We start from the raw sequence: 24,382 nt of genomic DNA on the forward strand, positions 1-24,382 counted from the left end.
AATTGTATTAGATAAAATATGGAATGTAATTTGTCAATATCATCACGTAATGAAAGGATTAAGTGATAAAAGAAGATACTATTAGATTGTAATGGAAATGGTAAATTCATAATTTATTTTCTGAAGATAATAGTATGAGCATTTATGTGTTGTTTTAATGTTTTCACATTTAGATGTTTATAGTAGTTTGTGCCTGTGTGTGATATTTATTATGTTTTATAGCATGTTTAGGATCTGAATAAAAATATGTTTCGAAGATTGGCTTGGTTCAGTGATTTTCTATAAAGGGAGTATATGACTGATTGTAAAGAAAAGGGTTGTTTTAATATTAGTATTTGGCATTCTTTATGACCGTGTTTTATACAAATTCCACTCTTTACGTCGAAAAATAAATCGATTAATACTATAATCAAAATCTGTTTAGCAATTCTTATTAGGTGATCATGGAGCACTATTTGGAAAAATATGAGAAAATTTAGATACTATTACTATTTTTCGTACATTCATATTATAATCTTCGAAAGAAACAGATTCTTATAATGAAAAATAAAATACTTTCTATACAAAGTAAGGTTGTATATGGTTATGTAGGAAATAATATTGCAGAGTTGGCAATCCAATTACATGGATTAGATGTGATTTCGTTTCCAACAGTTTTTTTATCAGCACATACAGGGCATAGACCCATTCATGGAAAAGCTATTTCAAAAGAATTTTTTGAAGAACTGATTCTGGGAATCGAAGAGATTGATGTCTTGAACTCTACATTTTGTGCTATCACAGGGTATATAGGTTCTGAAGATATTTTACTCTCTTCGTCAGAGTTTATACAAAGAATAAAAAAAGCGTACCCCGAAAAGTTATATATCTGTGATCCTGTGATGGGTGATATAAGTACGGGACTTTATGTTCCGGAAAGTGTCGCGGCAAAGTTGATGGCTACTCTTATTCCTCATTGTGATATACTAACGCCCAATTTTTTTGAACTGGAATATATTCTTCAACGTAAAATATCTACAATAGGGGAGATTAAGGAGTCTGTAAAAGCCAATTCACTTTTAGCCAAAAAGATTATAATTGCAACAGGTTGTCATTTAGAAGATACCCCCGAAGGACAGATTGAAACTATTGTGATAGAAGGAGATAGAATAGAACGAATTTACTCATACAATATAGATATTGATACAGTAGGTACGGGAGATCTTTTTACGGCGATTTTTGCATCACAGCTAGCTAAGGGTAGAGATATTGTTGCTGCTGCTATAATAGCTTCAGAAACAATAAGCAGTGTGCTTGGTTATATAGTAGAAAAAGGGATGGATGAAATGAATGCCGAATGTTTACTGAAATATATCAGAGAGTGAAAGATCGTGTATAACCTTTCACCCTCATTATAATTTAATATATGTAAGACAGCATTTTTCCACTAAGCTGAATTAATGATATTTCGCAAAGCTTAGTGTTGTATTGTGCAAGTATGAGCCGATCTTCGGCTTCTAATAAACTGTTTTGTGCTTCACGCAATTCTATACCAGATAAATCACCCAGTTTATAACGTTCGAGAGCAATTGTATAATTATCTTGGGCGGTTTGGAGATTCTCTTTCTCCAGATTGGTAAGTTCCATGTTATTTTGGTATGCCATCCACATTTTCGAAAGATCGGTTCGTAGAGAAAGTTCTACTTGTTGATATTCAAGCTCTTTATTTTGAACTTCTATTACGGCATTTTTACGTTTACGCTCTCTATTAAAACCGTCAAAAATATTGAATCCGACAGTAACACCATAGTTAAAGCCTAAGTTTTTCTGACGGTCAAAAGAGCCTACCTCATACATGTTTTGAGTGACTCCGTATCCTGCATTTACTTTTACATAAGGAAAGTACTGACTTTGTATGGCTTTCAGATCGAGAACACTAATGTTTTTGTCTCTTTTATATAATTGAAGGAAAACATTCGAACCTTGTAAATTTCTCCAGATATCATCTTTGTTAAGAAATGGATTAAAGTCAATGATAGAGTCAGTGATTGATAAAGGTTGTTCTACATCATCCATCGCCATCAGTTGATTGATTTGTACAAGGGAAGTAAATATAACTTCGTTTTGCTTGATCAGCATCGAGCTGTCTGCATTGAAGTCTACCTTTGCTTGTTGTAATTCGAGTCTCGATCCCGCACCTATACTGTAACGAGCCTCTACTATTCTAAGACGTTCTCTCGATAGTTTTACTGCGTATCTAAGGTTATTTAACCTTATCTTTTGTTGTATGTAATTATAATATTCATTGGAAATATTCATCACGAAATTTTCAATGGCTAATCTTGTATTTAAGTCTCCTATTTGTTGAAGTTCTTTTAAGCGCCCATAATTTGCCTGAATATTAAATCCATCAAAAACAGTCCAATCTAAATTAATACCGGCATTTAATGCCTGATTATGCACGCCATTATTCTTATTTATATCTCCCGAAGTTAAACGCTGTTCCGTATTATTTACCGTTCCCGAATAACCACTATTTAGGTTTAAATAGGGTAGGTATCCGGCATTACCTATGGTTAAATTATTATCGGATATACGTTCATCATTGCGGGTTATTCTTATTTCATAATTACGATCTAAGCCTATTTCAATACAGCGCTTTAAATCGAAAACATCCTGCGCAAATAGACAATAGGGTAGGGCGAACAGTAATATAATAATGTAATGTTTCTTCATAATTTCAAAAAAATCAAATTTAATCAAAGCCTTAAGCTTTCTCTTCATTTTTTTTAGGCTTCTTTGTTCTATCAGTAGATATATATAAATACATAACAGGTACAATAAATACTGTAAGGAATGTAGAGATAGTCATCCCTCCAATTACAGCAATACCCATTGCAATACGTCCGTTTGAACCTTCGGCATTAGCCAATACCAATGGTAATAAACCTAATATGGTTGCAAAACTGGTCATAAGAATAGGGCGTAAGCGTTGTACTGATGCTCCTCGAATAGCTTCAAGTCTATTCATGCCGGTTTCTTGACGTTGATTAGCAAATTCGACTATAAGAATACCATTCTTTGCAACTAAACCAATGAGCATAATAATACCTATCTGACTAAATATATTCATTGTAATACCTCCAATATACATGAACAGCAATGCACCTGCAATAGCTAATGGTACGGTAAGCATTATGACAAGAGGGTCTTTGAAGCTTTCGAACTGCGCTGCTAATATGAGGAATATAAGTACTATGGCTAATAGAAATGCAAACATAAGGCTTGAAGAACTTTCTCTGAAATCTTTAGAATCGCCAGCTAATGCTGTGCGAAAATTCTCATCCAGAGTTTCTTTTGCTATGCGATCCATTTCGTTTAGTCCTGCACCTATTGTTACTCCTGGTGATAATCCTGCGGATACGGTTGCCGAGTTGAAACGATTGTAACGATATAGTTGTGGAGGTGCTACACTCTCTTCGAGTTCTACCAAGTTATCTAATTGAATCATATTTCCGGTTAGATTTTTGACATATATCGATTTTAAATCTAATGGAGTATTTCGTTGTTGGCGATTTATTTCTGCTAATATCTGATACTGTTTTCCATTCATATAGAAATAGCCCATACGCTGTCCGCTCAGTGCATATTGAAGCGTTTGCCCAATATCGCGAGTGCTGACACCCAATAAGGCAGCTTTATCTCTATCTATTTTTATTCGGGTTTCGGGTTTCGTAAATTTCAGATTTACATCAGCCATCTGAAATAAAGGGCTTTCATTTACCTTTTGCATAAATAGAGGTATAAACTCTTCCAACTTTTTAATATTGGGGGCTTGCAAAACGTATTGAATAGGCATACTTGTACGACGTCCTCCAAAAGTAGATTGTTGTTGAACAAAAGCCCTGGCTTCGGTTTCCTTGCGAAGTATGGGAGAAAGTCTATCGGCTATCTCCATCTGACTCTTTTCGCGATCGTGAATATCGGGTAGTATCACAGTTATATTTCCGCCACCACTTCTGGCACGCATAATATTAGACAGCCGTTCAGGTACTACTGAGTCAACTATCAGAGATACCTTTTCTATATAATCTCTATAAAATTCGTATGTAGCACCTTCGGGGGCACTCACTCTTATCGATATTTGAGATCTATCTTCTAATGGAGCCATTTCTGATGGTATATTTTTACCTAGAAAGATAATTCCTATAAATGTGATTATTATGATAGGCCATACTAGAAATTTATGAGCTAAGAAGTAATTTAAACCTTTACTATATAAAGAATTCAGCCCTTTGAAGAAAGGATCGGTAACGCGGTAGAACCATCCCGGTTTATCATTCCTTTTTAGCAATTTAGTGGCTAACATTGGGGTAAAAGTAAGAGCGACAAAGGATGAAATAATTACAGACCCTGCAATAACCATACTAAATTCGCGGAATAAACGCCCTGTCATACCTTCAAGAAAGACAATAGGGAAAAATACTGCTACTAATGTTATTGTTGTAGAGATAACGGCAAAAAGAATTTCTTTAGTACCTTCTATACCAGCTTCAAGTGGAGCCATTCCGTCCTCTATCTTCAGATAAATGTTTTCTGTGACCACAATGGCATCGTCAACTACCAATCCTACTGCCAGAACAACGGCTAACATGGATAAGACATTAATAGAATATCCTGCAATATACATTACGAAGAAAGCACCAATCAATGATATCGGAATCACCACACAGGGCACTAATGTGACACGCCAGTCGCGTAAAAAGAGAAATATAATTATTACTACCAGAAGAAAAGCTATGTAGATTGTTTCTTCTACTTCGCTGATAGATGTTCTGATGAATTTAGTGTTGTCAAAAGCAATTCCAAGTTGTATATCATCGGGCAAATCTTTTTTCATTTGTTCCAATCGAAGCATTGTTTCGTCTGAAATTTCTATTTGATTGGCTCCGGGTTGAGGGATGATAACGACACTAACCATGGGTATGCCGTTTTTGCGCATAATGTTTCTTTGATTCTCTGGTCCTAGTTCTGCTGTACCGATATTCCCGAATCTAACAACATTATAATTATCTTCTTTGACAACGAGGTTGTTAAACTCCTCGGGTGTCTCCATCAATCCGAGTGTTCTGATCGATAGTTCTATTTTGTCACCTTCTATACTTCCCGAAGGCAGTTCGACGTTTTCTTTATCAATAGCATTTTTTACATCCATGGGAGTTATTCCATAGGCAGCCATTTTAACGGGATCGAGCCATAAACGCATCGAATATCTATGCTGCCCCCATATTTCAACGGCACTCACATTGGGGATGGTTTGCAGACGCTCTTTAACAGTAAGTTCGGCTATCTCACTTAATTCGAGTAGAGATCGTTTTCCACTCTGAATAGTCATTTGTATGATTGGATTGGCATCGGCATCAGCTTTCGATACAGTCGGAGGATCACAATCACGAGGTAAATATCTTTGTGCACGTGAAACTTTATCGCGTACGTCATTGGCTGCTGTTTCCAGATCAACATTTAATTCAAACTCAACCGTAATATTGCTCGAACCTTGACTACTACTACTTACAAGTGAGCGAATACCTGGAATACCGTTGATATTTTGCTCTAAAGGTTCGGTTATCTGACTTTCTATAATTTCAGCATTTGCTCCCGGATAAGATACGCTTACTGTAATAATAGGGTTATCTATATTAGGATATTCCCGAACGCCCAGATAAGTATAACCAATCATCCCCAAAATGAAGATAATTAGCATAAATACCGTTGATAGAACGGGACGACGTATACTTAATTCTGAAATAGTCATATGTATGTAAACTTTAGATCGTAACTTGAAAACAACAACTTAGCTATCCTTATTACCCGATTGGAAACTTGAATAACAATAGAAAAAAGGTTCTTTTAGACCTTAATCTATATTATCGAGTGTGACTGGCATTCCATCTCGTAATTGCATAACTCCGCTAACAAGAAGAGTATCTCCCAATTTCAGCCCATCTAAGACCTGAATTGAAGAAGCTGTTCTCATTCCTTTTTTTAATTCTACCTGATGCGCTTTTCCATCTTTATAGATATAAGCAATATCTCGTCCCATTTCGGCAACTGTTGATAAACTGGGAATAACTAATGTGTTTTTTATCTCCTGTAATTGTATCTCAATATTAGCAGAGTGTCCGGGCTTTAATTTGCCTCCTTCATTTTGATAAATGGCACGGGCTTTTAAAGTAAGTGTTTGCTTGTCCAGATTGGACTCAATAGCGTATACTGAAGCTTTATATTTATTAAGATCATTATCTAAGGTGAAAATAAGGGGAGTGCCTGCTTTTATATCATTGGCTTGTCTTTCGTTGACCGAAAATTCGATTTTAAGGGGAGATATTTTTGTGAGCTTAGAGATAATTGTTGAAGAGGTAGCGTAAGCACCTTCACTCACAAGACGTAGACCGATAACTCCCGTAAAAGGTGCTCTAAGTTCAGTTTGAGCTATCTTTGCTTTTACTAATTCTATGTCGGCATGCAATTTACCTAATTCGGTGTTTACTGATTCGTATGCTTCTTGACTTACTGCATCTTTTGCTAAGAGTGATTTTTGACGAAAAACACGATCTTCAGCCAGAGGTTTTTGAGCTTCGAGTTTCTTTAGTTCTGCTTGTAGAGGGCTGTCATTTACTTTGGCTAATAAATCTCCTTTTTTGACGAAAGATCCTTCTTTAAAATAAATCTCAGTAATTTTCCCAGAGGTTTCGAATGCTAAATCAACTTCTTCATCGGGAATCAATATTCCCTTTGTTCGAAAAACATCATTTAAATTCTCAAATTTTAATACCTGAGCATTTACATTCAATGATCTTTGTTCTCTACTTCCTCCTTTATCCCCTCCAAGTATTTGAGAGTCTTTATTTCCCAATGGGAGCATGTTTTTTATGTTGGGGTAAAATGCCATTCCGGCAATTATCAATACGATAGCAATTATCAGTGCTATTTTAGCCTTTTTATTCATAAATATAATCAGTAAGGGACAATTGTGTAACTACGTAAGGTGTTTGACAAATATAAAGACAAAAGGTTTAATCTGGTATTCGAATTTATTTAATTATTCTACAAACAAAATAACAGACAGATATAAATAAAGTAAAAAACCGCCTGTTATTAATCCTAATAACAGGCGGTTTTTATTTTATGATGTAAATTATTTATACTCCGCTAAAGGCTGAAAATCCACCATCTACAGGAAGAACAACACCTGTAATAAAACTGGCGGCAGGACTACACAAAAATTGCACGGCTCCGTTCAGTTCCGTAATGTCTCCGAAACGATTCATAGGTGTTTTTGCTAAAACCTTTTGACTTCGTTCGGTCAGAGACCCGTCGGGATTGATAAGTACGGCTCTGTTTTGATCTCCAATAAAAAATCCGGGAGCCAATGCGTTTACTCGTATACCATCACCATATTTCAGCGCCATCTCGGTAGCCAACCATTGAGTGAAATTGCTGATTCCTGTTTTTGCAACCGAATAACCGGGTACTCGTGTAATAGCCGAATAGGCAGCCATAGAAGAGATGTTTATAATGCTTCCGCTTTTTTGTTCTGACATTACTCTACCGAATACCATAGATGGATAAACCGTGCCATTCAGATTGAGGCTGGTTACCTTTTCCCAATCGGCTATCTTCATATCAAAAAATGCCTGATCGGGTGCTAATGTTGCTCCCGGCATATTACCACCGGCTATATTCAGAAGTATATCAATACGTCCCCATTTGGCGAGGATTTCCTGTGCTACCTTTTCGAGACTTTCTATATCAAGCACATTACCTATGATTCCGATCGCTTCGCCTCCCAGATCGGTAAGCTCTTTGATCCTTACATCGAGTTGTTCCTGACGAATATCTATGGCAACTACTTTGGCGCCTGCCTCTACAAAACTCTTTGCTATGCTACCACCAAGAACGCCTCCTGCCCCTGTAATGACAGCAACTTTACCTGCAATACTAAATATTTCGTTCATCTTATTGTGTTTTTATTTATTGTATTTTCAAATCATTATTTATTGTTGCCATCACACCATCTAATTGGGCTAGGGCGTACATTCTCCCATAAAATGAATAACCGGGATTATATCTTTTTTCGCCATCATCCAACATCAAACGACCGTGATCGACACGCATGGGAAGCGAAGGATTTTCCTTTTCGAATACTCTGACTACGTCAATCAAATGTCCTCTTCCTTCCAGATGGGGAGCTTCTATAAAATTTCCATTTTCAAGAATATCGGTACTGCGGAGATGCACAAAGTGCGTGCGTGAAGCAAATTGAGCGGCCAATTCCGGTACATTGTTGTGTATTCCCGAACTTAGCGATCCACCACAGAATGTCAATCCGTTATGGGGGTTATCGACAGCCTTCAAAATCCAGCTAATGTCATCACCACTGGTCACGATACGAGGTAATCCTAACATCTGATAGGGTGGGTCATCGGGATGTACACACATATTCACACCATATTTTTCACAGACAGGCATTATCTGTTCTAAGAAATATTTCATATTTTGGCGTAATGTATCACGGTCTATCCCATCATACAGCGAAAGCAGGCGTTTGAAAATAGCTATGGGATTTTTGTCTCCTTCTTTGATATTACCATTTATAAAACCTTGTGTTTTTACGATAATAGTATCTATTAAAGCATCTTTTTCGGCTTCGGTTATTGTTTTACCAAGTTCTTTGACCCGTGCTAACTCGTCGGTTGTATAATCTTTTTCTGCACCTTCACGTTGAAGAATATAGCAATCGAAATAAGCAAATCGGGTTTTATCGAAATAAAGAGATGAAGTTCCATCCTCCCAAGGATATTCCAGATCAGTACGAATCCAGTCGATCACAGGCATAAAGTTGTAGCATATTGTTTTAAGACCTCCTTTACCCAGATTTTCCAGACTTATTTTGTAGTTTTCGATCAATCTGTCTCTGTCTTCTCCTGCATATTTGATAGCTTCGCTAACAGGCAGACTCTCAACTACTGACCACCGAAGTCCTGTATCCTCAATATACTTTTTCAGATCGAGAATAGCTTCTAAAGTCCAGATTTCGCCATTAGGTATATCATGTAGAGCTGTCACTATTCCTTCTACACCTATCTGTCTGAGTATTGGAAGGGTTATTTTATCTTTCTTACCAAACCATCTCCAAGTTTTTTCCATGATTCTAATAATTATAGTTTGTAGTAGCAAACCTATGTGTTCATCCTATTTTAGATGAATACATAGGTTTACTGCTTTAATTGTGATGTTTCATATCCAGTTTTATCTTCTTCAACTCTTCCAATTTGTGCATGGGCGGTTCTATATCTGAAGGAATTGGACGTTTAGAAAATGTCTGAAAATAAAGCAGACACGCATCTTTCCACCAAACAGCATCCTGTGATTGTATCTCTAATTTCGATTTTACATCATTGAAACGCTGTTCATCTATATATGGCTGCATTTGATTCCATGTTTTCTGAAAGCTTCTGACTTGTTGAACTCCTGAGTCGTATTTATAACATAGTTCATCCCACATAATATCTCCGTTTTTCATCTTATAGTTCCAAGGTATATGATGAAACCAAAGTAGTAAATTTTCAGGACAACGTGATGGATCATTATAAATTTCTTTCAAAGGCGAGAAATATTGCGAAACAGCATTGCTTCCTGTCGTAGTACGATCGAATCCGAGTCCGATAGAGTCGGCATTGTGATAATACCAAGGCATCCAATCGGGGCGAGCATTAGGCACATTTCCCCAAGGTTCAGGGCCATAATGATGTCCGAAAGCAAATATGTGATGTAAGCCCATCGGCATCATGTAGTCAACAACTGCTTCACGAGATGTTAGCATGATATCTTTCACAGGATTCACAAAGTCTTTGTTATTAGAGAAAGTCATCTTTATCCATTCATCAGCAATCTGTTCCGAGGTCAATTGATTATCCCAAGCCAATCGCCCGAAAGCGTACCAGTTGGACTGGGCAAAATGATGTCCGCACCAATTAGTATCTTCGCCGATATTGGCAACGGCTGAAATGGCGGTCAGTGTATGAGGTCTCAATGTACCGTCTGTTATTTTAGAAATAGTAGAACCTTCTCCGTTTGAATAGGTATCACTGTCGAGTGTTTCTTTGAATAAGGGTGCTAAATAAGCCAGATGATTCGAAAACCCGAGATACTCTTGTGTAATCTGAAATTCTACCATTTCGGACGTTTTTTGCATAGCTCCAAATAATGGGCTGAGCGGTTCACGAGGTTGAAAATCAATAGGTCCGTTTTTGATCTGTATGATTACATTATCTCTGAATTGCCCGTCCAAAGGCATAAACTCCAGATAGGCTTGTTTTGCCCTGTCTTCATTGCTTGGGTTGTAAACAAATGCACGCCACATCACTATTCCGTTATATGGTTTTAAAGCATCTGCTAACATATTGGCACCGTCGGCATGAGTATGCCCGTAATCTTGAGGACCCGGTAATCCTTCGGAATTGGCTTTTACTAGGAAACCTCCGAAGTCGGGAATCAGATTGTATATCTCTTTTGCTTTATCGTTCCACCATTTTATAACCTCTGTGTTTAATGGATCGGAATTGGGTAGTCCTCCTAACTGTTTAGGGGATGAAAAGTTAACAGCCAAATATACTTTTAGACCATAAGGACGGAATACATCTGCTAAAGCTTTTACTTTGGTCAGATATTCTTTACTCAGTATTTGGGGACTGGCATTTACGTTATTTAAAACCGTTGCATTTATACCTATTGAGGCATTTGCACGGGCATACGCTTCGTATCGTGGCGATAAAGTATTGGGTAATTCATCCCATTTCCAGAGCGAATATCCTGCATAACCCCTTTCGACAGTTCTGTCCAGATTATCCCAATGATTAAGGATGCGGATATCGTATTTAGGAGTTTCTTCGATATTTACAGATGCTGACAATTGATTTGTTTGGATCAATCGCAGAAAATGGAATACTCCGTAAAGTAACCCTATCTCAGTGTTCGATGCAATGGCAATACTATTTTTGCCTCCCCTATTTATATCTCGGATAATGTACCCATCCTTGCCTAAACCATCAAAGTCTTTTTGTGGAATAATAGAAGCTATATTTTTACTCTTTGAAGTTCCTATAATCAAAGAACTATTACCGATTGTTTGGCTTATTTGTATATCTTTTCCTGAGAAAGATTGCCATGCAATAGAAAGTTCATTAAGAGCTTTATCTAAAGTAGGACTGTTTTCATCCATCGTTACTTTCGAAAAATCATAAAGTATTTCAGGAGGTGTATATCTTAACCATAGTTTGCTCCCCTCTTCCGCAAAAAGCGAAAAGGCGAACAGAAAAAGAATCAATGCGTTTATTATGTATTTCATAAGTTGTAAGGTTTCAGACCTGTTAAAGTACACCATTTTGTTAAACACAAAGTACACAAAGTCAATGCACAAAGCACGGAAAGCTTTTTCTAGTCATTATTTAGAAGTGTTCTTTGTGAAAAATCTTAGTGATCTTTGTGTTTAACTCAATGGATATTATTTTTAAATGGAATTAGTCTTTGATATAAAACGTATTTCCAGTAATCTGAATTTCTTTTTGAACCACTTGTTTCGAATTGATGGCTTTGCTGTCAGGTTGTTTTCCTCCGATCGAAAGTAATACTTTACCTGTAGAAACCTGAGCCAGATTTTCTTTATCACGTCCGGCCATTTGTTTTGGAGTTACAGTGAATTCAACGGTTTTGGTTTCTCCTGCTTTTAAGTGAATACGTTTGAATCCCTGCAAAGCTCTGATGGGAGTTTTCAATTTGCTGTCGGGTAGGGAAACATAGAGTTGAACAACTTCGTCACCATCCATCTTGCCTGTGTTTTTTACATCTACCGAAATAGTTATGTTATCACCAGACTTGATTGTTTCGGGTGCATTTTTGATAGCGTATTCAAAAGTGGAATAACTTAATCCATAACCAAATTCATACAGTGGAGCACCTTTGAAATAACGGTATGTCTTGCCTGTCATATCATAATCGCTGAAAGCAGGTATTTGATTGATATCCTTATAGAATGTCAACGGTAAACGTCCGGCAGGATTGTAATCTCCGAAAATAATATCGGCTAGGGCAGTTCCACCCTCTTGCCCGGGATACCAAGCTTCGATAATGGCAGGCATGTTTTCGGCTTCCCAATTGAATGCTAATGCACTACCGTTCAAAAATACCAATACGGTTGGTTTTCCTAATTTGTGAATCTCACGAATCAAATCGGTTTGCGTACTCGGTAGTTTTATATCCAAGCGGTCGCCACCCGAAAAGCCTTCTACCTTTACAGGCATTTCTTCACCCTCTAATAAGGGGCTTAGTCCCATACAAAGTACGATCAGATCAGATGATTTTGCTAAATCAATAGCTTCCTGTTTTAAGTTTGGTTTCGGTGTGCCCCAAAGCAAGCGCATAATGGCATATTCGGTATTATCCTGAACATATTCTAAGCGAATATTATAGGCTTTTCCACCCTCCAGTTTCATCAATTCATATACTTTACGAGGATGGTGTACATCTTTCCATTTGGTAACTAACGAGTCATTCAAATATAGGTTGAATCCTGAGAAACCTTCACCTCCTAAAGCATATTCACCCGATGTGGGAGGTACAAGTACACCTGTCCATCGTACAGAGAATTGATCGTATTTCATGTCTTTGAAAGGAGCAGTTGTCCACCAGATAAAATCTACATTCGGATCGATTTGCGAGTGTGCAGGTTTTCCCTCCCATTTGATATTGAAGAAATACTCAGCCTTAAGACCTTTTTGAGATTTACTTGCATCCGTAAATAAATATTCGGAAGGGATGGCTTCAAAGTAGGGTAGTTTTTCAGCCAAAGCACACCCTTGGGCATAAACGACTTCTGCATTCGGTAGTTTTTCACGCAGCCCTGTTAACGGGGTTTTAGGATTAGTAGGGTAGCCGTTGTAGTTTCCCAGCAGTACCTCTAAGTCATCTGCATTGGGTCCTATAACAGCTACCTTTTTCACCTCTTTGCTGAAAGGCAATAGATTATTTTCATTCTTTAGTAATACCATTGATTTGCGTGCAGCATCCAATGATAATGCCTGATGTTCTTTACTTTCTACTACATCGTAAGGTATTTGAGCGTATTTTACATCTTTATCATTGTCCATCATGCCGAGTTTAAGCAAGGCAAGGAGCACACGATGAACCGAAACATCCAATTCGGCTTCGGTAATTAAACCCTGCTCAACAGCGGCTACCAAATGTATATAAGTATCACCGCAATTGAGGTCTGTGCCTGCCTTTACTGCCATTGCAGCCGCTTCTTCGGGAGTAGATACTATGTGATGAGCATTTTTTTCGTAAAAATCACGAATCGCCCAACAATCGGAAACAATATACCCTTTGAATCCCCATTTTTCACGAAGCATGCTTTCCAAAAACTTATTACCGCAACAAGGTGCTCCTCTGAAACTCTGATAAGCACACATCACCGAATATACATGGGCATCCTGCACGGTTCTTTTGAAATGAGGCAGATATGTTTCTTCCAGATCGTAATCGTTAGGCCATACATCAAACGAATGTCGTGTAGATTCGGGTCCGCTGTGAACGGCAAAATGTTTGGCAGTAGCTACCAGTTTAAGGTATTTATCGTCATCTCCCTGCAATCCTTTGATGAAAGGAACAGCCAGCTCAGCAGTCAGATAAGGATCTTCTCCGTATGTTTCCATTCCCCGTCCCCAACGTGGATCACGGAAAATGTTGATATTCGGAGTCCAATAAGTTAATCCCTGATAAATACCACGCTTACCTCTCGAAGCATACTCGTGATGTTTGGCACGTGCTTCGTCCGAAATAGCGTCTGCAATACCAAACATTTCGTCACTGTCCCACATGGCAGCCATACCGATTGCCTGAGGAAAAACGGTTGCTTTACCCGAACGGGCAACACCGTGCAGGCACTCATTCCAGAAGTTATGAGCAGGAATGCCCAGATGTTCTACTCCGGGACAATCGTATCGCAGCATATCTACTTTTTCCTGTAACGTCATTCGTGATACAAGATCGGAGGCTCTTTCCTCAAAAGAAAGAGAGGTGTCCTGATAAGGTTCAATCTTTTTGCTGTTGCATCCCGTCAATGTTAGGATGCTTAGACCAAGCAAAAAAGGTTTTAAGTTTTTAAATATTTTCATAATTATCATTATTAAGGTCTGCGACCTATTGTTACTTACTGTTTATATCTATATGGATAATAAAAAGGCCTGTGACCTTACCAATTATCTGTTCTGAAGGGACTAGAGGGTAGACCTTCTTTATTCCGTAAGTTAGCTCCTTCGGGATTGTCTGCCCAAGCATATCTGACAGCAAGAGGACTCTTCACTTTGTCACTCCATACAATCACTTTATCCCCTTCAGTTTTAGCATCTGCCCAAACAAATTGTTTGTCTTTTCCTGCAACAGCAAAGCCTTTGAGTTTTTCAGTAGAGGCAAAACCGTTTCCAATCTCAGTAAACGAAAGGGTTATTTTACTGCCATCCACAACCATGCTATTGTATCGAGGTGCTGAACTTATGATCTTTTTATCACCGTAAGCGATTTTCATTGCGCAGAGAGCCAAACGGTGTCCAACTTCTTTTTTATTTAAAGGATGAATGTCGTTCCATTCTCCCAAATCTATATTAACAGTCATCCCTGTATTTGGAATCTCTAAAACTTTTGATTGTGCTTCTCGTAACATTGCCCAATTGCTCTCGGAAGGCTGTTTTTTAGCCATCATAAAGTTGGGAAGCTGTGCTAAAATAAATGGTAAATCAGCTCTGTTCCATTTCATCCGCCAATCAGTGATTAATGCCGAAAGCAGGGCACTATATTCAGTGGGTTTGGATGTATTTGCTTCACCTTGATACCAGATCACACCTTTGATAGGATAATCAATTACCGGAGCTATCATGCCATTGTAGAGCCCCATGGGTTTATACTGAAAAAAGGTCTGTGGAGCTAAAGGTTTCATTTCTGCCCCTAATTTATATTTCCATTCTCCTGTCAGGTCAATGGATTCATCCCCAACAATAACTTGATATGGTTTGTCTTCTACAAATCCGCCTTTTCCTATGGAGTTAATAACACGTACTGCTACTGAATTTTTCCCTTCATGGAGAATCCCCAAAGGAATAGTATAAATACGTGGAGGATATTGATAGGAGGTTGTTCCCACAAATTTGCCATTGATATATGCCGAATCGCTATCCACAATACAACCTAAACGAAGTACGGCAGGTTTACCGACCGTTGAAGCCGGAAGTTCAAAATCTTTGCGAAACCAAAATGAACCGTTTATATTTCCGATTCTTTTATCAACCCAATATCCGGGTAAATTGATTGTTCCCCAATCGAATGTATTCAAATCACTTTTAAACCAATCGGATATACCTTTGTCTTTCTGATTTAAAGTAGAATACCATTGATTTGCGATTTTTTTCTCCTGAGCTTTGATACTATCTATGTAACCGACTTGAGCAAATTGCTCGGCTGTTTGTAAATCGGACGGAAATTCTTTCAAAGCATCTTTGCTAAGCCAGGCTTCGATGGGCGAGCCTCCTGCACTCGAGTTGAGTAATCCTATCGGAACTTTATATTTATCGTATAATTCTTTGGCAAAGAAGTAAGCTACTGCCGAAATATCTAGTATATTTTCAGGCGTTGCCGATTTCCACGAACCGCCATTAAGGTCATCATTCGTCTTTTCAAAGTTGTAGTTTAGAGGAACTTTTAAATGTCGGATATAAGGATTATTTATCTGACTGACTTCCTGTTGATATAAATCCAATACCCTGCGGATCGGAATTTCCATATTCGATTGCCCCGAACACAGCCAGACATCACCAATCAAGATATCATGGATAGAAATATCATTTATCTGCATCTGATAAGGACCTCCTGCCTGTTGAGGAGGAAGTGAGACTTCCCATTTCCCATTTGAGTCAGCGGTAGTCTTATATGACTTATTCAAAAAACTAATTTCAATGCTTTCGTTCTCAGATGCCCATCCCCAAAGTTTTAGCTCTGTATCTCGCTGTAAAACCATACCATCACTAATCAGGACGGGGAGTTTTACCGATGCTCTGCCCGAAACAGTACATAGTAAGGTGAGTAGCATTATAAATGCTACCTTCCTTATTGATATGTGTTTTTTTATGATTTTCATCTCATTCTATTTTTTGACCTTACTTTCAGGAGCACCTAAGTAACTGGTTTTTAAACCTCCTAAATCGAGCATTACTTTTTGTAAGACAATTCCCGGATCTAATATTCTGAATCGTATGGTATGCAATCCCGCCTTGTCAATCCGATGGTTTGTAACCGATTCGATAATGCTGTTGGCAACCCAAACTTCTCTTTCCTTTTCAGTATATGTCTGATTGAAATTGACTATTTGTTCTTCACCTCCATCAATAGATACAGCATATCGTAACCCTTTATTCGAATTAAAGTTGAGGGTGGGAGAGAGCAACACAATCAACCGTGCCTCACCTGTACTTGTCAGATCCATATCGTATTCAAGATATACATTATCGCCTTCTTTGGGAGAAACTGTTACAGGGAAAGTGGTAATTCCCGAAAGAGTTTTTCCGAAATCGGGAATCACTTTCCACGATATGCTATTGCCATCTTGTAGACGGGTAAAATGTTCAGCTTCAATAGATACATATCCGTCTGCTTCGGAGAATACTTTTTCTTTGTATTCCATGGTTGACATTATGTACTCGACATGAGGCATCACGCTTTCTTTGGGTTGCTGCCAATAAGTATATCCGATACGGACTTGATCCATCATATGTGCCCATTTACCACCTGAGATATTCTCGTTGTAATGTACGGTCAAAAGCGAATCCCTCTCGAAACATTCTTTAGCCTTATCTGCCCAATAATTTGCCTGAACGTCTTGTTTCTCGGCATAAAAACGATTCTTAGCAACAGCAAAATACATTTCATATAGATTGGAGCAGGTATTGATAGGGAATAATACCAATTGATCGAAAGCATCTTTGTAATTATTAGGAATCACATTGTATAAACGCATGGCATCTATAACCAGATTTCTGTAATCGTTAACTACGGTTTCGAATTCATTGTAATTTTCGAGACTGTATGTCTTCTCATTCAACAATTCAGGAGTAACCCTGCGATTGTATTTTGTATAGAGATTTATCAGACGAGCTGACTCTTTACTATATTTTTCTCCAAACTGTTGTGCAGACCATTTTTCGGTATGCTGTAAGAGATTATCTGCATTGAACCGATTGGGATTCCAAGCCATATCCAAAAAGAAACTGATCGGATATTCCATCGGTTTAAGATCGCCTACGTTTACGATCCATATTTTATCAACACCATATTGATAAGTCAGGTTCATTTGTTCCCAGATACGTTGGACTTGGCTGACATTTATCCATTTATAATTACGAGGTCCACCTACATAATCGAAATGATAATACATACCATATCCGCCTTTACGTTTGGGAGCATTCAGGTCGGGAAGCTTGCGTACATTTCCCCAATTGTCATCGCACAGCAAAAGAGTAATATCATCAGGTACACGCATTCCTTTGTCATAATAGTCTTGTACTTCTTTGTATAAAGCCCATACTTGTGGCACGGTTTCCGCTTTTTTACCTGTAACTTTCGATATAATATTTCGTTGATCTTTCACTATCTTTTGAAGCAGGGTAACATTGCTTTCTTCGCTCATGGGTTCGTCTCCATCGCCACGCATGCCCACTGTTACTATGTTTTCCCAGTTTTTCATACGTTCGATACCTTCCCTCCAAAATTCCTGTAATATCTTTTGATTTTTGTCGTAATTCCAAGCACCCTTTCCGTATCTGCTCCATTCGGCATGAGCACGCCCCATTGGTTCGTGATGCGAAGTACTTATTACAATCCCGAACTCATCGGCTGTTGGTCCATTAAGAGGGTCATCATCATAAAATGCACTTCCCCACATGGCAGGCCAGAGAAAATTACCCTTTAAGCGAAGAATCAACTCAAATACTTTCTCATAAAATTGATGATTGTATCCTCCGAAAGTAGCTTTACTCCATCCTGTTAAGGCAGGAGCTTCGTCATTTAAGAAAATGCCCCGATACTGAACGGCGGGTTCTCCTTCGGTGTATGTGCCCGGTTTTACATATAAATCTTTCTTGTTTTCGACAGGTACATCTGCCCAGTAGTACCACGGCGAGACGCCTATCTGTGCCGATAATTCGTAAATACCGTATATTGTACCTCGTTTGTCGCTGCCTGCGATAACTAAAGCGGCATCTATTCCGTCGGTGGGATTCTGTACTGTTTCTATAATGTACTTTTCGTTCTTTCCTGTAAGGTCTTTAGCTTCTATTTTTCCTTCCTGTATCAGATTATCAATAATTGACGATTGACCGACAGTGCCGATAATTACAGAAAACTTCGTAGCTTCCGATGAAGGAATATTTCCCGTTACTTTTCGTAAATCTTCTTTAAAATCGTTTACTGCACGCAGTACACCTTTGTAATCCGTATCATCTGTAAGTATAGATGCAGGCTTTCCATCAATAGCTAAAGGAAAGTAAGAGGCATTCTTCTGAGTGAATACAAACTGCTCTTTGTCAAAAGCAGATATTGTATTCGAGAAAATAAGAAGCTGTAAAAATATGATCAGGTATAAATTTCTTTTAGCCATAGTTTTCTATTTATAATCATACAATTTTACATATTGAATACTACACTCCTTTATTGAGATACAGAAATGTGAGCCTTGATTCCTTCCTTAAATTTGACTTCATCAATAACTTCTGTTTCAATTTAATAAAGTAAGACAATATACTTTATTTTCATGTATTATATTCTTTATGTAATGAGAAATCAGCCGGACGAACCGAATCGTCCGGCTGATCTCCATGATTTATTAATAACCCGGATTCTGATAAGCTGCTTTATCGGCAGCACTCATTTCCATACCATCTATCTGACCTGTAGGAATAGGTCGTAAATAGAGATAGGGTTGAATATTTCTGGTACCTTTTTTAGGTGTATGATCTCCGGGAGTAGTTCCGCAAATTTCAAAAGTCGAAGCAAGTTCGCTCCATTTTTGAGTACGTACTAAATCCCACCAGCGATAGCCTTCGCCAAAGAACTCGCGTGAACGTTCAGCTAAGATATAGTCAATAGTTATTGTGGCGGGAGTTGCTGCTATCATTGCTGCACTATTATCCTGTACTTTAGCCATATTACCGTTGTTACTCCAATTCCACTTACCGGCACGGGCTCTAAGCACATTAACCAGTTCTCGGGCACTTTGTCCCGCTGTTGTAGTTGCTCCTTTTACAGCAGCTTCGGCTGCTACCAAATAAAGTTCGGAGAACTTGGCAATAGGGAAAGGACGGGTGATACTACCATTGGGTTGTCCGAGTCCGGTGCCATTGTCTGTACGATAAGTACCCAGTTTCCAAAGATTTGGAAAGGCATATCTACTTATGCCGCTTGGTGCTATCACAAAATCGGATCTACCGGGCAATACGCCTGCACCAACATTGCTTTTGTAGACAGAATTAGAGTAATCTATAGGCGTCGTTGGTTCTTCATCAAGTATAGTAAGGATTGCATCACCCGGATATACAGGCATGCCATTTGCATTGTAAAGAACCTCATTTTTCACCCCCGCTTTGTTCCAGTTGGCACGGAAAGAAGTTACAAATGTACCATCGTAACGAGAATCAATAGCCTTATCAGTAAAAGTCTTTGTCACTACATCGATGGTAGGTGCTATACGTGTCCATGGACGTCCGTAGGCTTGAGCTGCTTCACGTTGAACAGATCTTATTTTAGCTCCTGCCCAATCGGCTGTAGTGGCACTTTCGAGACCAGTATAATCCCATGTAGCCATCCAAACAGCAAAGTTTCCAGGAGATCCTCCGGTGTTATATGAGTGGCTTTGCTCTCCATCGTAATATTCGCTCGATTCGGTATGATCTGCATATAACAGCATTTCCTTATTACGGTCGTTTTGTGCCAGATTAACATCATAATATGTTTGTTGCAAGCCGAAAGGACCGGGATTGGCAATGGCTGCTGTAGCTATATTATAAGCTTCCTGATAATACCATTGTGCATTGTGTCCATCAGGATCTGTTCTTGGAGTCTCCGGATAAGTAGGTATGTTCTTGGGGTTTTCGAGCCACCAACCATAAGTCAGATAAGCTTTTGCTAAGTATAAACGAGCTAAAGTTTTGGTAACACCTCCGGTAACACGTCCGTTGTCAGGTAAATCGGTTATTGCGGTAAGCAAGTCTGGAAATACTGCCTTAGTATATACTTCAGGAACAGTATTGCGGACAGAAGTTCGAGAAGTGGAAGTGTTGAACTTCAATTCACCTGCTCCTAAATCAAGAGGCACTCCTCCAAAAGTTTGTACCAATGTAAAATAATCAAACGCTCTGAAAAACCTAGCCTCCGCAATTAATGCTTTTGAAATAGTTTCTATTTGGGCGCCATTTTCAATAATACCACTGGCTGTGTTGATATCGGAGTATGCTCTTCCCCATAGAACATCGGAACGACTACTGGAAGGATTCAACGATCCTGCTCCTGAGAGGTCCATATCCTTGGAGTTATTATCTCCGAGACTGCCGTATGTATATTCATCAGTTCCGGCTTCACAGGCTATCAGCCAATAGCCATTTCCATATACGTAGCGTAGATTTCCATATAGCGAGGTTATTCCCCCTATAACACCCTTTTCGGTTTTAAAATATTCGGGAGTATAAATACCACGTGGAGTTTCGTTCAAAATATCGGAACACCCTGTAAAGAGAGATGCTAAAAGGAGTGTCGCTATATATTTTTTTATATCTGTTCGTTTCATATCGGTCTTTTTTAGAATGTTAGATTTAAGCCTATCAAAAAGTTACGGGTCGAAGGGGTGTTTGTTCCTATAACCAGAAGACGTTTTTGGTATCCGGTGGTAACTGCTTGATTTTCGTTACCCAGAGAGTTTGTTTCTGGATCCATTCCCGACTCATCATAATAGGGCGAAAATAGGACAAACGGATTCTGTATTGTAGAATAAACATATAGTTTATTAACACCTAATTTTTTAGATAATTGAGGATTGAAAGTGTATCCTAATGTAATATTACGTACTTTGAGATACGTTGCATCGAAATAACCGAGGGTAGTACCATACTTAGGATTATCGTTACTTGTTATTCCTCCAGGTTTAGGATATTTAGCATCTGTATTTTCGGGAGTCCAATAATCTACTTTCACGTTTCCTCTTCGTCCGTTCAACATATTGAGATATCCTGTTGAAGAATAGAGGGAACTAATAAGGGTTCCACCTCTTTGGAATGCTCCTATGACGTTAAAATCGAATCCTTTATAAGCTACGCGGGTATTGAAACCTCCCTGAAAATCAGGATTTACATCTATGATTTGTCTGTCACTGGCATTAATCGCTCTCTTGGGTGAACCGTCTTCGTTAAACTCGCCGGTATATTTTACTTTAACCATACCTGCATTTCCTCCCGGTTCGAGAATATCACGGTATTTGTCTTCTTCCTGCCAAAGACCTATTTTCTCATAATCGTATATTACGTTAATGGGATGTCCCACAAACCACCAGTTATTTTCATCTGTTGTTTGTCCCGAAGCAAGTGCAACCAATTTGTTTCGGTTAGTATATAGATTAATACCAAGATCCCATGTCCAACCATTGCTATTATCTAATATGGTTCCATTAAGTGTAAGTTCAAATCCTTTATTTTGAGATTTTCCCACATTAGCCATATAACTGCCTACACCTGTTGTTGAAGGTAGATTGACTCTCAACAAAATATCTTTAGTGTTCTGTACATAATATTCAGCACTTCCCGAGATTCTGCCATTTAGGAATGAAAAATCGACACCATAGTTCCATGTTTCAGAATATTCCCAACCTAAATTTTGATTTGGTAGTTCAGAAACATAATATCCGACTGTATTTTCATTACCAAAATTATAAGGTCTGGTACTTAGAAGTCCAAGGGTTTTGTAAGAATCGATAGATTCATTCGAAGTTTGTCCGTATCCAACTCTTAACTTTAGATTATCCATCCATGTAACACCATCCATAAAGGCCTCTTTTTTGATATTCCAACCTGCAGATACAGCAGGATAAGTATGCCATTTATTACCAGGAGCTAATCTTGAGGAAGCATCAGATCTAAATGCCAAACTCACCATATAACGATCGTCATAAGAGTACATCGCACGTCCCATCCATGACATCAAACCGCTTTGGTAATATCCTTGATTGGCAGGACTTACTGTAATTTCTCCTGTAGCTTGTCCCAAATTGTAAAACTGGAAGGCATCATCAGGAATACCCTTTGCCGACATTTGAGATTTGTTATATTGAGTCTCTTCAGCTGAGTATAATGCTACAACATTTAACGAGTGTTTTTCTGCAAAGATGCGGTCGTAAGTCACTAGATTTTCGACTGCCCAGTTAGTTGTATGTGAATTAGAGATGGTTGCTGTTGAAGGATTGGTTGGATCGTAACTAAATACACCTTCTCCCGTATAACTTCCTGTATTGTTTTGGCGATAGTTTAAACCTAAGTTTAGTCGGTATTTCAATCCTTCTACACCCGGAATTTTTACTTCACCATATACTGTATTGTATGAGCCAAATGCTCTACCTTGATCTATCCATTTGTCACCTAGGGCATCTATCGCATCTCTTGAATATGCCCACTGTTCGTCAGCTGCCATTTTTACGGTTCTTTTCCACGTACCGTCTGCATTATAAGGGTTGGAGATTGGTGTAAGACTTAAGCTACCGTATGTACCCAAATTACCTCCATTGGAGACAGAATAGTTATTATTTGTAATAAACCCAAATTTCAAACTCTTACCTATTGCCTGATCAAGTGTACCTCGCATTGAATAGCGGGTAAAATTTTGTTGAGGTATTAAGGCTTCATCACGTAAATAGCCAAGGCTGAAATTATAACTGCCTTGTTCAGTACCACCTAAGATGCTCAAATCGTGATTGGTTACCATACTGTTTTGATATAATAGATCTTGCCAATCGGTATTTACATCATTCAATTCGTCAGGTCCATTTTGGTATTTTCCGGCAAATTCACGAAGTTTTACATACTCTTGTCCATTCATCATCGGATATTTGGCAAAAAGAGTTTTCATTCCGACAAATCCATTGTAAGATACCGATGCTTTAGCTCCTGCTAGCCCCTTGTTAGTAGTGATCATTAAAACTCCATTTGCTCCACGAGAACCGTAAATGGCTGTTGATGAGGCATCCTTTAGAATGTCGATACTCTTAATGTCACTGGGGTTAATGTCACTTATAGATCCTGGAAACGGAATTCCATCCAATACAATTAGTGGATCATTACTTGCATTAAGAGAACGTGTACCACGAATACGAATTTGCATGGGCGAACCTGGTTTAGATGAGGTTTGAGACATGTCTACTCCGGCAAGGCGACCATATAGAGCCGATGAAACATCGGTGGCTGCCATTTCCTTTATGGCATCTCCTTTTATGGAAGCCACTGAACCTGTTACAGCCTCTTTGCGTTGAGTACCATAACCGATAACCACTACTTGATCTAATACTTGTGTATTTTCTTGTAGCATGACATCAATTTTGGTTTTTCCTGAGACATCGACTGTTTGGGTGATATACCCTAAATAAGAAAAGTCAAGTTTAGCTTTAGAGGAAACATTCAGGGTGTATTGTCCTTCCAAATCGGTGACAATACCATTAGCTGTGCCTTTTTCTACCACACTTACTCCTATAATAGGATCACCTTGGGCATCTTTCACAACTCCTTTTACGGATATATTTTGTGCAGACAACCACAGTGGAATAAAGAGAAATAATAATAAAACCCGAATGGGTTTCGTGATAATAATGTCTTTCATGATGTTGGTAATAAAATTAGTAATTCAGAGGTTACTCTTTTTTTCTTTGGTATTTAATGAATAGAAATTCTAAAATATGCTTGCGGCATTTGTACTCATTTTGAAGATTTAGATTTAAATTATTTAACATTTTTTGTGACGTTTCGAAATTATGAATAAATAAACTATTGCCCCTTGTAAAATGTATCTTATTATTTTGATGCTGTAACATATTTTATGTACTCGTTACATTTTGTTTTGTGTATGTTACATCTTATTGTTCATAGTACGATAACCCTTATTTATCGAGATTTTAGGCATTATTTCTCGACTTAGTATTTAGAATATTCTTTATATTTGGAGAAATACTATTTATGTACCCTTAATAGATCTAATATCCACAATCCTATAAGCT

12 protein-coding genes are annotated in these 24,382 nt (G+C 38.3%); 1 reads left to right on the plus strand and 11 read right to left on the minus strand.

From position 1 onward, the window contains the following. The first annotated feature begins 539 nt into the window (after window positions 1–539). On the plus strand, window positions 540–1,364 hold the full coding sequence (gene pdxY / locus HGC4_RS17625; RefSeq protein WP_050711457.1) for a pyridoxal kinase: 825 nt from the start codon (window positions 540–542) through the stop codon (window positions 1,362–1,364). Window positions 1,365–1,398: 34 nt separating this feature from the next. On the opposite strand, the gene HGC4_RS17630 is transcribed toward pdxY, so the two are convergent. The 11 genes from HGC4_RS17630 to HGC4_RS17680 form a co-directional block, all read right to left on the minus strand. Then, window positions 1,399–2,715, minus strand: coding sequence for a TolC family protein (locus tag HGC4_RS17630; RefSeq protein WP_050711479.1), 1,317 nt, complete (start codon window positions 2,713–2,715; stop codon window positions 1,399–1,401). A 31-nt stretch (window positions 2,716–2,746) separates the two neighbouring features. Beyond that, window positions 2,747–5,794: an efflux RND transporter permease subunit gene (locus HGC4_RS17635; RefSeq protein ID WP_050711458.1), complete on the minus strand. Its 3,048-nt coding sequence runs from the start codon at window positions 5,792–5,794 to the stop codon at window positions 2,747–2,749. A gap of 102 nt (window positions 5,795–5,896) precedes the next feature. Then, window positions 5,897–6,988: an efflux RND transporter periplasmic adaptor subunit gene (locus HGC4_RS17640; protein ID WP_050711459.1), complete on the minus strand. Its 1,092-nt coding sequence runs from the start codon at window positions 6,986–6,988 to the stop codon at window positions 5,897–5,899. A 193-nt stretch (window positions 6,989–7,181) separates the two neighbouring features. Next, the gene (locus HGC4_RS17645; protein ID WP_050711460.1) at window positions 7,182–7,997 is read right to left on the minus strand and encodes an SDR family oxidoreductase; all 816 of its coding nucleotides are present in this window, start codon (window positions 7,995–7,997) and stop codon (window positions 7,182–7,184) included. Between the two features lie 16 nt (window positions 7,998–8,013). Beyond that, complete coding sequence (gene uxuA / locus HGC4_RS17650) at window positions 8,014–9,189, minus strand: mannonate dehydratase (RefSeq protein WP_050711461.1); 1,176 nt, start codon at window positions 9,187–9,189, stop codon at window positions 8,014–8,016. Between the two features lie 76 nt (window positions 9,190–9,265). Further along, entirely contained in the window at window positions 9,266–11,389 is a 2,124-nt protein-coding gene (locus HGC4_RS17655; protein ID WP_050711462.1) for an alpha-glucuronidase family glycosyl hydrolase, read from the minus strand. Window positions 11,390–11,561: 172 nt separating this feature from the next. Beyond that, the gene (locus HGC4_RS17660; protein ID WP_185099988.1) at window positions 11,562–14,213 is read right to left on the minus strand and encodes a glycoside hydrolase family 3 C-terminal domain-containing protein; all 2,652 of its coding nucleotides are present in this window, start codon (window positions 14,211–14,213) and stop codon (window positions 11,562–11,564) included. A 77-nt stretch (window positions 14,214–14,290) separates the two neighbouring features. Next, entirely contained in the window at window positions 14,291–16,225 is a 1,935-nt protein-coding gene (locus tag HGC4_RS17665; protein WP_199327724.1) for a sialate O-acetylesterase, read from the minus strand. A gap of 6 nt (window positions 16,226–16,231) precedes the next feature. Continuing rightward, window positions 16,232–18,739 (minus strand): glycosyl hydrolase 115 family protein, encoded by a 2,508-nt coding sequence (locus HGC4_RS17670; RefSeq protein WP_050711465.1) that lies wholly within the window; start codon window positions 18,737–18,739, stop codon window positions 16,232–16,234. A 225-nt stretch (window positions 18,740–18,964) separates the two neighbouring features. Then, window positions 18,965–20,920, minus strand: coding sequence for a RagB/SusD family nutrient uptake outer membrane protein (locus HGC4_RS17675; RefSeq protein WP_050711466.1), 1,956 nt, complete (start codon window positions 20,918–20,920; stop codon window positions 18,965–18,967). 11 nt (window positions 20,921–20,931) lie between these two features. Continuing rightward, entirely contained in the window at window positions 20,932–23,988 is a 3,057-nt protein-coding gene (locus tag HGC4_RS17680; protein WP_050711467.1) for a SusC/RagA family TonB-linked outer membrane protein, read from the minus strand. Window positions 23,989–24,382 lie beyond the last annotated feature (394 nt).

Origin of the sequence: Dysgonomonas sp. HGC4, assembly GCF_001261715.1 — a bacterium.
Lineage (GTDB): Bacteria > Bacteroidota > Bacteroidia > Bacteroidales > Dysgonomonadaceae > Dysgonomonas_A.